This is a genomic window from Serratia liquefaciens (genome assembly GCF_027594825.1).
Classification (GTDB): Bacteria; Pseudomonadota; Gammaproteobacteria; order Enterobacterales; family Enterobacteriaceae; genus Serratia; species Serratia liquefaciens_A.
In genome coordinates this window covers 2,634,253-2,647,781 of the sequence record NZ_CP088930.1, presented here as the reverse complement: position 1 = coordinate 2,647,781, position 13,529 = coordinate 2,634,253, and the positions used below count along the sequence as shown (strand labels likewise).

Here is a 13,529-nt window from a genome sequence, read left to right as displayed (position 1 = left end):
GTGGGGCGGTCGCCGCAACGGGAGAAAGGGTGGCTAAGTCAGTGAATTCTAAAGGCATGGATGAAACGGGGTTTTCATCATAATGCGATCTTTATCGCAAAATGAAATGTTTCTTCTGTAATGTGATTTTATGAAAAATATATTTGTTTATAATCCCAACACGTTTCACGTTGTCGGCTTAAGCAGGGCAAAGCGCTTGCTGACGGCGAGTATCACACAGCTTCTCAGGTTCGGCATGCAGCTGGTGCCGGCGCGGGCGAGACTAATCTAAAAGGGTGAGTAAATGGGCAAGATCCGGTTAACCATGGCACAGGCACTCGTCAGGTTCCTCGACAACCAGTATCTGTTGGTCGACGGCGTGGAAACCAAATTCGTCAAAGGCATCTTTGCGATTTTCGGCCACGGCAACGTCCTCGGTCTGGGGCAGGCGCTGGAACAGGACAGCGGCGAGCTGGTGGTGCATCAGGGGCGTAACGAGCAGGGTATGGCCCACGCAGCGACCGGCTTCGCCAAACAGAAGCTGCGCCAGCAGATCTATGCCTGCACCTCTTCCGTCGGGCCCGGCGCCGCCAATATGATCACCGCCGCCGCGACCGCCACCGCCAACCGCATTCCTTTATTGTTGCTGCCGGGCGATGTTTACGCCTCACGCCAGCCGGACCCGGTGCTGCAGCAGATTGAACAGTCTTACGATCTCAGCATCAGCACCAATGACGCCTTCCGTGCGGTGAGCAAGTACTGGGACCGCATAGTGCGACCGGAGCAACTGATGAGCGCCTGCATCAACGCGATGCGCGTGCTGACCGATCCGGCGGAAACCGGCGCGGTGACGCTGTGCCTGCCGCAGGACGTGCAGGGCGAAGCCTATGACTACCCGGACTATTTCTTCCAAAAGCGTGTGCATCGGCTCGATCGCCGCCCGGCGACCGCAGGCATGCTGGAGGATGCGTTGGCGCTGCTGACCGCTAAACGTCGCCCGCTGCTGGTGTGCGGTGGCGGGGTGAAATACTCGCAGGCCGGCCAGGCGCTGCGTGACTTCGCCGAGCGTTTCCACATCCCGTTTGCCGAAACTCAGGCGGGCAAAGGCACGGTGCCGAGCAGCCATGAATTCAACCTGGGGGGCATCGGTGAAACCGGCTGTCTGGCGGCGAATACGCTGGCACGTCAGGCCGATCTGGTGATTGGCGTAGGCACCCGTTATACCGACTTTACCACCTCGTCAAAATGGCTGTTCCAGGATCCGGACGTCGATTTCCTCAATATCAACGTCAGCGCTTTTGACGCCGGCAAGCTCGACGGCGTGCAGGTGTTGGCCGATGCCCGCGAAGCGCTGTCCGCACTGAGCGAACGGCTGGCACAGGCGGATTACCGCGCCGGCTGGGGCAATGCCATTGTCGACGCGCGCAGCGCACAGCAGCAGGAAACCGCCCGGGTTTATGCGGTGGAATACACCGGAGAAGGATTTGTTCCTGAAATTGACGATCACCTCGATCGCGATCGCGTGTTTGCCGAATTTATCGAAAAGACCGACTCCTTGTTAACCCAAAGCCGGGTGCTGGGGGTACTGAACCAGCATCTGCCGCAGGACAGCGTGATCGTCGCCGCCGCCGGCAGCCTGCCGGGCGATTTGCAACGGGTGTGGCACAACCACGGCGAACAGGGTTATCACGTGGAATACGGCTATTCCTGCATGGGTTACGAGGTCAATGCCGCGCTGGGGGTCAAGCTGGCCGAGCCGAACCGCGAGGTGTATGCGATGGTCGGCGACGGCGCCTTTATGATGCTGCATTCCGAACTGGTCACCTCAATTCAGGAAGGCTGCAAAATCAACGTGGTGCTGCTCGACAACATGACCAACGGTTGCATCAACAACCTGCAGATGGAACACGGCATGGACAGCTACACCACCGAATTCCGCTTCCGCAATCCGCAGGGCGGCAAACTTGACGGCAATTTGGTGCCGGTCAACTTTGCCATGTTGGCTGCGGCCTACGGTTGCAAGACCTACAGCGTGACCACCGAGCAGCAGCTGATCGAAGCGCTGGCCGATGCCCGTCGGCAAACCGTGTCGACCCTGCTGGACATCAAGGTGCTGCCAAAAACCATGGTGCACAAATATCTCAGTTGGTGGCGCGTGGGCGGTGCCCAGGTTGCCGACAGCGAAAAAATTGTCGCCGTGGCCCGCAAGCTGCAGGAAAACATCGATAAGGCGCGCGACTACTGATCGTCACCAGGCTTGATTACCCAGACCTTGCGTCTGCCGCAACTATTTGAAGAGGATAACGAAAATGACATTGAACATTGGGGTTATTGGCACCGGCGCAATCGGTCGGGATCACATTCGCCGCTGCAGCAAAGTGTTGCAGGGCAGCCGCATCGTGGCGGTCAACGACATCAATCGCGACAGCGCCGCCAAGGTGGTGAGCGATCTGCAACTGGACGCCAAGGTGTATGACAACGGCCACGATCTGGTCAAGGCGGCGGACGTGCAGGCGGTGCTGGTCACTTCCTGGGGGCCGAGTCACGAAGAGTTTGTGTTGGCTGCGATTGCCGCCGGTAAGCCGGTATTCTGCGAAAAGCCGCTGGCGGTCACCGCTCAGGGCTGTAAAAACATCGTCGAGGCCGAAGCGAAGCACGGTAAGCGTCTGGTGCAGGTCGGCTTTATGCGCCCTTACGATCAGGGTTACCGCGCATTAAAACAGGTGCTGACCAGCGGGCAAATCGGCGAACCGCTGATGCTGCACTGCGCACACCGTAACCCGACCGTCGGCGAAGCTTACACCACGGATATGGCGATCACCGACACCCTGATCCACGAGATTGACGTGCTGCGCTGGCTGCTGGATGACGACTATGTCTCGGTGCAGGTCGTGTTCCCGCGTAAAAGCCCCAAGGCGTTCCCGCATCTGAAAGATCCGCAAATTGTGCTGTTCGAAACCGCCAAAGGCACGCGTATCGACGTCGAAATTTTCGTTAACTGCCAATACGGCTATGACATCCAGTGTGAAGTGGTGGGTGAAACCGGCATTGCCAAGCTGCCAGAGCCGTCTTCGGTGCAGATGCGCAGCGGTGCCAGACTGTCTACCGAAATTCTGACCGACTGGAAAGACCGCTTTATCGATGCTTATGACGTCGAGCTGCAAGGCTTTATCAATGACGTATTGGCCGGCAAGTTGACCGGGCCTTCTGCCTGGGATGGTTATGCCGCTTCTGTCACTGCCGACGCCTGCGTGGCTGCGCAACTCAGCGGTGAAATTGTGCCGGTGACCTTGCCGCCGCGCCCGGCTTTTTACGGCAACTGATGGGTTGAGCGCCGCACTTACGTTTAAAGAGGAATAACCATGAAGATCGCTTTTGATGTGGATGTCATCAGGGACCTTGGCATCACCAAAATGGTTGAGCAGGTGGCGGACTGGGGCTATCAGTATATTGAGCAGTCGCCGCACCCGCAGATCAATCCGTTTTACAAGCACCCGAAAGCCGGGCGTGAAGTGATGGCGGAATACAAAAATGCGCTGAAGGCCACCGGCGTGGAGATTTCCTCATTTATCGTGGTGTATCGCTGGTCCGGTCCGGGGGAAGATCGCCGCCAGGCGGCGGTCAAAAACTGGCGCCGGATGATTGAAATCGCAGTGGAAATGGGCGTCCAGGTGATCAACACCGAGCTGGCGGGCAACCCCAATGAGCCGGAGATCTGTGAAGAGCTGTGGTACCGCTCAATGGAGGAGCTGCTGCCGATTATCGAGCGCGAAGGTATCCGCATGGAGATCCAATCGCACCCGTGGGATTTCTGCGAGCTGAGCAACGAAACCGCCGATATCGTCAAGTCGTTACGCAGCGATCACGTGAAGTATCTCTACAGCGTGCCGCACACCTTCTACTACGACAAAGGCCAGGGCGACGTAGCCGGCATGCTGAAATATGCCGGTGACGATCTCTCGCACGTGTTGATAGCCGACACCATGAACCATACCAAGCACTGCCGCTATATCGTCAACCCGCCGGGCGTAGACGCCGCCGTGCACCAGCATATGGGTATCGGCGAAGGGGAAGTGGATTTCGATGCCCTGTTCCAGACGCTGCGCGATATGGAGTTTGCCAATCGTAATTTTAAGGTGGGTGGCGAATCCATTATCTGCACCTCGCTGTTTGGCTATCCGGAACGAATGAAAACTCAGGCGGTAGCGACCCGAGAGCGCATCGAAAAAGAGCTGTTGGGCAAATAAATTTCTCGGCTGCGTGGGTGTGAAATCACCGGCGTGCTGCTCCTATGATTGAGGCTGAAAATGAACAAAGACAACGTAAAACTGGCCATCGCCCCGATTGGCTGGACCAACGACGACATGCCTGACCTGGGCAAAGAGAACACTTTCCAGCAGTGCGTCAGTGAAATGGCACTGGCCGGGTTTACAGGCAGCGAAGTGGGCAGCAAGTATCCGCGCGATCCGGCGGTGCTCAAGCCGATGCTGGATATCCGCGGCATTCAAATCTGCAACGCTTGGTTCAGCACCTTCTTCGCCGATGGTCAGAAAGAAAAAACCATCGATGAATTTATTAACCACATGAATTTCCTGCATGCGATGGGCGCCAAGGTGATTGGCTGCTCCGAGCAGAGCAAAAGCATTCAGGGCACCACTAAAGGGGTGTTCGAAGAGAAGCCCTATTTCAGCGATGAAGAGTGGCAGCGGGTGGCTGACGGTTACAACGAACTGGCGAAAATTGCCGCCGGGAAAGGGATGCAGGTCTGTCTGCATCACCATATGGGCACCGGCATCCAGACCACCGCCGAAATCGACCGCTACATGAGCATGGTAAACGACGACGTCTATCTGCTGTTTGATACCGGCCACGCTTACTATTCTGAAGGTGGCCAGCAGGCGATGATGGCGATACTGGAAAAATACCTGCCGCGTATCAACCATGTGCATCTGAAAGACGTGCGTGACGACGTGGTGGCCGAGGTGAAAGCCAACAAGCTCAGCTTCCTCGACGGCGTGAAGAAAGGCACCTTCACCGTGCCGGGTGATGGGGCGATCGATTTCCGTCCGGTGTTTAAACTGCTGGATGAGCGCGGTTACAAAGGCTGGATGGTGGTGGAGGCTGAGCAAGATCCGGCGCTGGCCAACCCGTTTGAATATGCGGTGAAGGCGCGACGTTATATTAAAGAGACCGCCGGCCTTTAATTCGCTGGCGATCGGCAAGGGGCGCTTGAGTGATCAATGCGCCCCTTTTTATTGGCGGTATCAGGCGAGGGTTTTCCAGGTGGTGACCTGCCCGCCGGGCCATGGGGTTGCCGCATAGACACCACGGGCGATGGCCCGTGCCAGGGTGTCCGCCGCCAGTGCACCTGTCTGCAGCACCGCCAGCTCTCGGCTGCCTTGCACCTCACGCTGCCCGGTGGATAAGGCAAAGACCACGTCGCCGTCGAACGGGCTGTGCAGTGGACGAATGGCGCGTGCCATGCCGTCCTGTGCCATCATTGCCACGCGTTTCAGCTCCACCCGGGTTAAAGCCAGATCGGTGGCAATGCAGGCCAGGGTGGTGTTCTTCCTGCCGCCCGTCGGTTCTTCTGGCATCCAGTCTTCGCCCTGGCCGTGCAACTGCGCCAGCGCTGCGGTACCCCCGTTGCCAAACTCGCCGCCGATTTCATAAGGCGTAGCCCAAAAGGCGCGGGTCCCGGGGGCAACGACCGACCCCAGGCTATTGACCGCCACCAATGCGCCGACGATGGCGCCATTGGTCGCCACGATCGAAGCCGACCCCAGGCCACCTTTCAGCTTGCCCATGCCGGTCATGGCACCATAGCCGGCGCCAACGGTGCCGAGCGGGAAATCGTGACCGGCTTTGCTGGCGGCTTCTATCCCCAATTGGCGATAAGGCGGGTCGAGCTGCCAGTTTTTATCCCCTGCGTTGCTTAAATCGTACAGGCAGGCGGTAGGCACTATTGGAGAGACAGGTACGCCCGGGGCCGGGCGCAGGGCATAACCCCGGCCCTGTTGCCCCAGCCAGGCCGCCACGCCATCGGCCGCCGCCAGGCCATACACCGACCCGCCGCTCAGCACCAGGGCATCGAGGGTTTGCACCAGATTATCTTCCCCCAGCGCATCGGTTTCGCGGGTTGCCGGGCCACCGCCGCGCACATCGACTGCGGCGATCGCCGGGCGATCCGGCAGGATCACCGTTGTGCCGGTGCGCACCCGGCTGTCGTGGGCGACCCCGACTTTCAGGCCGGGCACGTCGGTAATCAGGTTACGGGCGCCGGTTCGTACGGCAGGAGAGGTTGGCATTGCGGCCCCCAGGAAGGTGGTGGGAGAGAGGATGCCGATAGCACCCGTTACGCAGGCCAGCGTTTGCACGAAGGTGCGACGGCTGACGGTGAAGGGGCGGTTTGCCGCCCCTGATCCTTTTTTTATCTCACTCATGAGGCTGTTTTTTTCTGCTGTTCACTGCGAAAACGCGCCATATGGTAAGAATCAACCAGCACCCCGTCGCGCATGGCATAAGCGCGGCTGGTGCCTTCGATTTCAAAACCGAATTTGCGGTATAGCGCGATGGCCGCCTGATTATCGGTAAACACCGTCAGTTCGATGCGCTCGATGTCTGCCCATTTGTCGCAAAGGTCGATCATCGCCTTCATCAGGCTGCTGCCGACGCCTTTACCGTGGTGGCGGTCATCGACGCCAATGCCGAAACTCGCCACATGGCGGCGGCGCACGCGTTGATTCAGCATCACGCTCAACTGGCCGACAATCTGCCCGTCGATGCAGGCCACCAGGCTATGGGTGCCCGGTTCGAGGTTGGCGAGGCGCTTGTGCCATAGCTCGACGGAGGGTAGCGGGAGATGTAGCGTGTCACGGTAAGCCTTCGGCTGAGAATAGAGTTGATGCAGGGCCTGTGCATCTGCCGTTTCCACGTGACGAACTACGATTTCACTCATTACGCTGCTCCTTTGGCTTACCGGTTGAATAACCTCTGAATTTATCGGTTTATTGTGTCGAGTCAATATTATTCCGGATTGGTTAAAAAAACGCTTTACAGGTGCGAATGATAATGATTATTATTGCGATGCGTTCCGGGGAGAGTATCAACCTTTGATACCCTCGCTGCGAAGGCACGACATTGCTCACATTGCTTCCAAGTATTACTTAGCCAGCTCGGGTGCTGGCTTTTTTTTTGCCTGTTTTCAGCTCATCCGCCTTCAACAAATTCCCTGCCAATGGCTTCGCTACTCCATCTAATTTTTTGAACAGAGAGATGAGTTTTTTACGCTTTCATATTCTGCTGCCAGGACTAGACTGTAAAAAACATTGAGGAGAGTTGAATATGATTTATCTACGTAAGGCAGAAGATCGCGGTCATGCCAATCATGGTTGGCTGGATAGCTGGCACACCTTCTCCTTTGCCAACTATTACGATGCCGATTTTATGGGCTTCTCGGCGCTGCGGGTGATCAACGAAGACGTGATTGACGCAGGGCAGGGTTTTGGCACTCACCCGCATAAAGACATGGAAATCCTGACCTACGTGCTGAGCGGCACGGTAGAGCACCAGGACAGCATGGGCAATAAAGAGCAGATCCAGGCCGGTGAATTCCAGATCATGAGTGCCGGCACCGGAGTGCGTCACTCCGAGTACAACGGCAATAACGATCGTCCGTTGCATTTGTACCAGATTTGGATCATTCCCGATCAGGTTGGGCTGGAGCCGCGCTATGAGCAACGCATGTTCGATGCGCCACAGGGCCGTCAACTGGTGCTGTCGCCGGATGCGCGTGAAGGTTCGCTGAAAGTGTTCCAGGACATGACGCTGTCCCGCTGGGCATTGAAGCAAGACGAACAGGCTGAGTGCCCGATTGAAGCCGGTCGTCGCGTGTGGATCCAGGTGGTGCGAGGCAAGGTCGTGGTCAACGGTCAGCAGGCCGGTACCAGCGATGCTTTCGCGGTGTGGGATGAAACCGCGCTGTCGATTCATGCCGATGAAGACAGTGAAATCCTGCTGTTCGATCTGCCGCCGGTCTGATTCAACAGTCAATACCGAGGGCTCACACAGTGAGCCCTTTTTGCGTTGTGACGTCCGATAACCAACAATATCGGCAGCGGTTTTTTTTTGCTAAAATGAGCGCCCATTCACGGTTAGCCAGTTCATTGATAATGAAGAAAAAACGGCCGGTACTTCAAGATGTCGCAGACAAGGTTGGCGTTACCAAGATGACGGTGAGCCGTTATCTGCGTAATCCCGAGCAGGTTTCTGCCATCTTGCAGCAAAAAATTGCCGTCGCACTGGATGAGCTGGGCTACATTCCCAACCGTGCGCCGGATATCCTTTCCAACTCCACCAGCCGCGCCATTGGCGTATTGTTGCCGTCGTTGACCAACCAGGTGTTCGCCGAAGTGCTGCGCGGCATCGAGAGCGTCACCGATGCGCACAATTACCAGACCATGCTGGCGCACTATGGTTATTTGCCGGAGCGTGAAGAACAGCGCCTGACCTCGCTGCTGTCTTACAACATTGATGGGCTGATCCTGTCTGAACGCCACCATACGCCGCGCACCATGAAGATGATTGAGGTGGCAGGGATCCCGGTTGTCGAACTGATGGACTGCGTTTCGCCCTGCATTGACCTGGCCGTGGGTTTCAATAACTTTGAAGCGGCGCGCCAGATGACTCAGCAAATCATCGCGCACGGTCATCGCCACGTGGTGTATTTCGGAGCGCGTCAGGATGAACGTACCATTATCAAACAACAGGGCTATGAACAGGCGATGCGCGAATCCGGTCTTGAGCCGTACAGCGTCATGACCGCGCGTTCGTCGTCCTATTCCGCCGGTGGCGAACTGCTGCGTCAGGCGCAGCGCGATTATCCGCAGATCGACAGTATTTTCTGTACCAACGATGACCTGGCGATTGGTGCGACCTTTGAGTGTCAACGGCAGGGGCTGTCGATCCCCAAAGATATGGCGATTGCCGGTTTCCACGGCCACGATATTGGTCAGGTGATGGTGCCAAAACTGGCGAGCGTCCTGACGCCGCGTGAACGCATGGGGCAAATCGGGGCTGAACGCCTGCTGGCCCGTTTGCGGGGCGAGACGGTCAGCCCACGCATGGTGGATGTCGGTTTCACCGTGATCCCCGGCGGCAGCATCTGATCGCTTTTAAGCCGTTGTTTCACCAATTTTAATTTTGAACGCGCGCCGCCCGGCGCGTTTTTATCCCCGCCTGTAAGCCCGTCTCTCGTTACCCCCATAAGTTTGATCTCTATCCCAGAACGTGAATTTTAGCCCGTTACCCGGTTCCGGCACTCCCGTTGTTACCGGTATCATGATACCGGTAACAACGAGGTCAATGACCTTGTGGCGGCGCGGTAGGGTCGCTACAGGGAGAAATAGAACCCTTGACTCAGCACCACCTACAGCTCGTCTTCTAACACCGGGAAGAGCCTAAAAATACAACAAACGCGCGCTTTACGGCCTATCGTAAAGAGAGTCTGCGATAAAAAGGTTGGAGAAAAAATATGCCATTAGTGATTGTTGCAGGCGGCGTCGCGCTGCTGTTGCTGCTGATGATCCGCTTTAAGCTGAACGGCTTTATCTCTCTGGTTCTGGTTGCTCTGGCGGTGGGTATCGCTCAGGGTATGCCAGTCGATAAAGTGATCGGCTCCATCAAGGCCGGCGTGGGCGGCACCTTGGGTAGCCTGGCGTTGATCATGGGCTTCGGCGCCATGCTCGGCAAGCTGCTGGCGGACTGCGGCGGCGCTCAGCGCATCGCCACTACGCTAATCGAGAAGTTCGGTCAAAAATACATTCAATGGGCGGTGGTACTGACCGGTTTTACCGTCGGTTTTGCGCTGTTCTATGAAGTGGGCTTCGTGCTGCTGCTGCCGCTGGTCTTCAGCATCGCCGCTTCTGCTCGCGTGCCGCTGCTGTATGTCGGCGTGCCGATGGCGGCTGCGCTGTCGGTGACCCACGGTTTCCTGCCGCCGCACCCTGGCCCAACGGCGATCGCCACCATCTTCCATGCCGATATGGGGAAAACCCTGCTGTATGGCACGCTGCTGGCCATTCCGACGGTGATCCTGGCCGGTCCTGTCTATGCCCGCTTCCTGAAAGGCATCGACAAGCCGGTTCCTGAAGGTCTGTATAACCCAAAAATCTTCACCGAAGCGGAAATGCCAAGCTTTGGCATCAGCGTTGCCACCTCATTGGTGCCGGTGATCCTGATGGCGCTGCGCGCGGTAGCAGAAATGGTGCTGCCGAAGGGCCATAGCCTGCTGCGTTTTGCCGAGTTCTTCGGCGATCCGGTGATGGCGACGTTGATTGCGGTACTGATCGCTATCTTCACCTTTGGTTTGAACCGCGGCCGTACTATGGATGAAGTGATGGGGACCATCACCGACTCCATCAAAATTATCGCCATGATGCTGTTGATCATCGGCGGTGGCGGTGCGTTCAAGCAGGTACTGGTCGACAGCGGCGTGGAGAAATACATTGCCGCTCTGATGGAAGGCAGCAACGTCTCACCTATTCTGATGGCCTGGTCGATTGCGGCTGCGCTGCGTCTGGCGCTGGGTTCCGCTACCGTGGCGGCGATCACCGCCGGCGGCATCGTGGCCCCGCTGATCGCCACTACCGGCGTCAGCCCGGAGCTGATGGTGATCGCAGTCGGTTCAGGCAGCGTGATTTTCTCTCACGTCAACGATCCAGGTTTCTGGTTGTTCAAAGAGTATTTCAACCTGAGCATCATGGAAACCATCAAGTCCTGGTCGGTGCTGGAAACCATCATTTCCGTCTGCGGCCTGGTAGGGTGTTTGCTGCTGGCGACGGTGGTCTAATATTCCCGCCGCCTTTCAGGCTGACGCAGCGTTGGCTGCCGCTTGAAATGCGCAGGGAATAACGAGGTTATCCGGCACCCCGTGGGGTGTCGGACATTATTTTGAGTTTGGGGCGCATTTGATGGCGCAGGCGGCGTAACCCGTTGCCAGAACGTACATCTGACTCCGTAAGGGCATGACATTATGAGTAATCCACAGCACCACGTATTTATTTTGATGGGCGTTTCAGGCAGCGGAAAATCTGCCGTAGCCAGCGCCGTTGCCCATGAAGCTCATGCCGCGATGCTGGACGGAGACTACCTGCACCCGCGCGCCAACATCAACAAAATGGCCGCCGGGCATGCGCTGGACGATAACGATCGCGCCCCGTGGTTGGCCGCATTGAATGACGCTATTTTTGCCATGGAACGCACCAACGACGTTTCCCTGTTGGTGTGCTCGGCGTTGAAAAAAAGCTATCGCGACCGCCTGCGTGAAGGCAACCGCAACCTGCATTTCATTTATCTGAAGGGTGACAAGGCGGTGATTGAAGAGCGGCTGAAGCAGCGCAAAGGCCATTTCTTCAAGCCGCAGATGCTGGTTTCCCAATTTGCCACCCTGGAAGAGCCGGGCGCACAGGAGCCGGATGTGCAGGCGATTGATATCGATCAGCCGCTGGATGGCGTAGTCGCCGATACCCTTGCCTATATTCGGCATGTTGCAGCCCAGTAATCCGGGCTGCCACCCTAAGCCGGCGCCGCACAGGCGCCCGTTTATTCACTACAACTTCATGTAGGCCCGCACGCCGTCCAGGAACATCTGGGTCGACAGCATCACCAGAATCAGCCCCATCAACCTTTCCAATGCGCTTACCCCTTTACTGCCCAGCAGGCGCAGGAACAGATCCGACATCAGCAAGATAGCGGCGGAAATGCCCCAGGCAATCAGCAATGCCACCACCAGGTGCGAAATCTGGTTCGGATACTGGTGCGAGAGCAGCATCAGCGCCGCCAGAATCGAAGGCCCGGCGACCAACGGGATCGCCAGCGGCACCAGGAAGGGCTCTTCCCCGGCGGAAAGCCCGCTGCTGTTGCCCTCCTGCGTAGGGAAAATCATCTTGATGGCGATCAGAAACAGAATAATCCCGCCGGAAATGGACACGGTTTCGGTTCGCAGGTTAAGAAACGCCAGAATTTTCTCGCCGGCGAACAGGAAAATCAGCATCAACAACAGGGCGATCAGCAGTTCGCGGATCACCACCACCCGGCGTCGGCGCGGTTCCAGATGTTTGAGTACCGACATGAAAATCGGCAAATTGCCCAGCGGATCCATGATTAAAAACAGCAACACCGTGACGGAAATCATCTCTGTCATCATTACCTCTGACTCTGAAAAACGTGTCGGCCATCCCGACCCACGCACTAACCCATCCCCGATGGCTTGAAAGACGACGGGGTATATAAGAAGGATTGCTGAGAATCGTTCAGCTATCGAATAAATTCACTTTGCGCCTGCGCTGACATTTTGTAAGGTGGAGAGATAGTGCACACAACTTATAGCAGTCATCCTCCAAGGCAGGACAGTCATATGAAAAACGTTGGTTTCATCGGTTGGCGCGGAATGGTCGGCTCCGTACTCATGCAACGCATGACGGAAGAGCGCGATTTCGACGCCATTCGCCCGGTCTTTTTCTCCACTTCGCAGCACGGTTCTGCGGCGCCGGCATTCGGCGGCCAGCAGGGCACGCTGCAAGATGCTTACGATGTTGATGCGCTGAGCGCGCTCGACATCATTATTACCTGCCAGGGCGGCGATTATACCAACGAAATTTACCCGAAGCTGCGTGAAACCGGTTGGCAAGGCTACTGGATTGATGCGGCTTCTTCTCTGCGCATGCAGGACGACGCGATTATCATTCTGGATCCGGTCAACCGCGACGTGATCCAGCAGGGCCTGGACAAAGGCATCAAGACCTTTGTCGGCGGTAACTGCACCGTCAGCCTGATGCTGATGTCGCTGGGCGGCCTGTTCGCCAACAACCTCGTCGAGTGGGCGTCCGTCGCGACCTATCAGGCCGCTTCCGGCGGCGGTGCGCGCCATATGCGCGAACTGCTGACCCAAATGGGCATGCTGCACGCCGACGTGGCGAAAGAGCTGCAGGATCCGGCATCGGCGATTTTGGACATCGAACGCAAAGTCACTGCGGCCACCCGCAGCGGCAAATTGCCAACCGATAACTTTGGCGTGCCGCTGGCCGGCAGCCTGATCCCGTGGATCGACAAGCAGCTCGATAACGGCCAGAGCCGCGAAGAGTGGAAAGGCCAGGCGGAAACCAACAAAATCCTAAACAGCAGCAGCGTGATCCCGGTTGATGGCCTGTGCGTGCGCGTTGGCGCGTTGCGTTGCCATAGCCAGGCATTCACCCTGAAGCTGAAAAAAGACGTTTCACTGCCGGAAATCGAACAGATGCTGGCGACCCACAATGATTGGGTGCGGGTGATCCCGAACGATCGTGAACTGACCATGCGTGAACTGACGCCGGCCGCGGTCACCGGGACGCTGAATACGCCAGTCGGTCGCCTGCGCAAGCTGAATATGGGGCCGGAATACCTGTCTGCGTTCACCGTGGGTGACCAATTGCTGTGGGGTGCGGCTGAACCGCTGCGCCGCATGCTGCGTATCCTGCTGTAACCTGAACTGTACTTCTCGAGGGCTGAGCTCT

General features: G+C 57.3%; 12 protein-coding genes. 9 read left to right on the top strand and 3 right to left on the bottom strand.

Annotation, left to right across the window (positions count from 1 at the left end; genetic code table 11):
• Positions 1–283 precede the first annotated feature (283 nt).
• The 4 genes from iolD to iolE all read left to right on the top strand — a co-directional run bounded on the left by iolD (position 284) and on the right by iolE (position 5,183).
• Complete coding sequence (gene iolD / locus LQ945_RS12100) at positions 284–2,224, top strand: 3D-(3,5/4)-trihydroxycyclohexane-1,2-dione acylhydrolase (decyclizing) (protein WP_044554814.1); 1,941 nt, start codon at positions 284–286, stop codon at positions 2,222–2,224.
• 64 nt (positions 2,225–2,288) lie between these two features.
• Positions 2,289–3,302, top strand: a complete 1,014-nt coding sequence (locus LQ945_RS12095; protein ID WP_044554813.1) for a Gfo/Idh/MocA family protein — start codon at positions 2,289–2,291, stop codon at positions 3,300–3,302.
• Between the two features lie 39 nt (positions 3,303–3,341).
• The gene (locus LQ945_RS12090; protein WP_044554812.1) at positions 3,342–4,226 is read left to right on the top strand and encodes a sugar phosphate isomerase/epimerase family protein; all 885 of its coding nucleotides are present in this window, start codon (positions 3,342–3,344) and stop codon (positions 4,224–4,226) included.
• A 60-nt stretch (positions 4,227–4,286) separates the two neighbouring features.
• The gene (iolE, locus tag LQ945_RS12085) at positions 4,287–5,183 is read left to right on the top strand and encodes a myo-inosose-2 dehydratase (protein WP_044554811.1); all 897 of its coding nucleotides are present in this window, start codon (positions 4,287–4,289) and stop codon (positions 5,181–5,183) included.
• Positions 5,184–5,243: 60 nt separating this feature from the next.
• Here iolE and LQ945_RS12080 read toward each other — a convergent pair whose 3' ends face one another.
• Both LQ945_RS12080 and LQ945_RS12075 read right to left on the bottom strand, forming a co-directional pair.
• Positions 5,244–6,422 (bottom strand): P1 family peptidase, encoded by a 1,179-nt coding sequence (locus LQ945_RS12080; protein ID WP_270102942.1) that lies wholly within the window; start codon positions 6,420–6,422, stop codon positions 5,244–5,246.
• Positions 6,419–6,937 (bottom strand): GNAT family N-acetyltransferase, encoded by a 519-nt coding sequence (locus LQ945_RS12075; protein ID WP_270102941.1) that lies wholly within the window; start codon positions 6,935–6,937, stop codon positions 6,419–6,421. Before LQ945_RS12075 ends, LQ945_RS12080 begins: the two co-directional genes overlap by 4 nt.
• 386 nt (positions 6,938–7,323) lie before the next feature.
• Here LQ945_RS12075 and LQ945_RS12070 point away from each other — a divergent pair, with 386 nt between their 5' ends.
• The 4 genes from LQ945_RS12070 (at position 7,324) to gntK (ending at position 11,539) form a co-directional block, all read left to right on the top strand.
• Positions 7,324–8,019 (top strand): pirin family protein, encoded by a 696-nt coding sequence (locus LQ945_RS12070; RefSeq protein ID WP_044554806.1) that lies wholly within the window; start codon positions 7,324–7,326, stop codon positions 8,017–8,019.
• Positions 8,020–8,150: 131 nt separating this feature from the next.
• On the top strand, positions 8,151–9,146 hold the full coding sequence (gntR, locus tag LQ945_RS12065) for a gluconate operon transcriptional repressor GntR (RefSeq protein WP_020837390.1): 996 nt from the start codon (positions 8,151–8,153) through the stop codon (positions 9,144–9,146).
• A gap of 365 nt (positions 9,147–9,511) precedes the next feature.
• Positions 9,512–10,828 (top strand): gluconate transporter, encoded by a 1,317-nt coding sequence (gene gntT / locus LQ945_RS12060; protein WP_037425035.1) that lies wholly within the window; start codon positions 9,512–9,514, stop codon positions 10,826–10,828.
• Positions 10,829–11,011: 183 nt separating this feature from the next.
• Entirely contained in the window at positions 11,012–11,539 is a 528-nt protein-coding gene (gene gntK, locus LQ945_RS12055; RefSeq protein ID WP_020837388.1) for a gluconokinase, read from the top strand.
• A gap of 48 nt (positions 11,540–11,587) precedes the next feature.
• Here gntK and LQ945_RS12050 read toward each other — a convergent pair whose 3' ends face one another.
• On the bottom strand, positions 11,588–12,181 hold the full coding sequence (locus LQ945_RS12050; protein WP_041415736.1) for a YhgN family NAAT transporter: 594 nt from the start codon (positions 12,179–12,181) through the stop codon (positions 11,588–11,590).
• A 213-nt stretch (positions 12,182–12,394) separates the two neighbouring features.
• Between LQ945_RS12050 and asd the strand changes: the two genes are divergently transcribed.
• Positions 12,395–13,498 (top strand): aspartate-semialdehyde dehydrogenase, encoded by a 1,104-nt coding sequence (asd, locus tag LQ945_RS12045; RefSeq protein WP_020837386.1) that lies wholly within the window; start codon positions 12,395–12,397, stop codon positions 13,496–13,498.
• Positions 13,499–13,529: the final 31 nt, after the last annotated feature.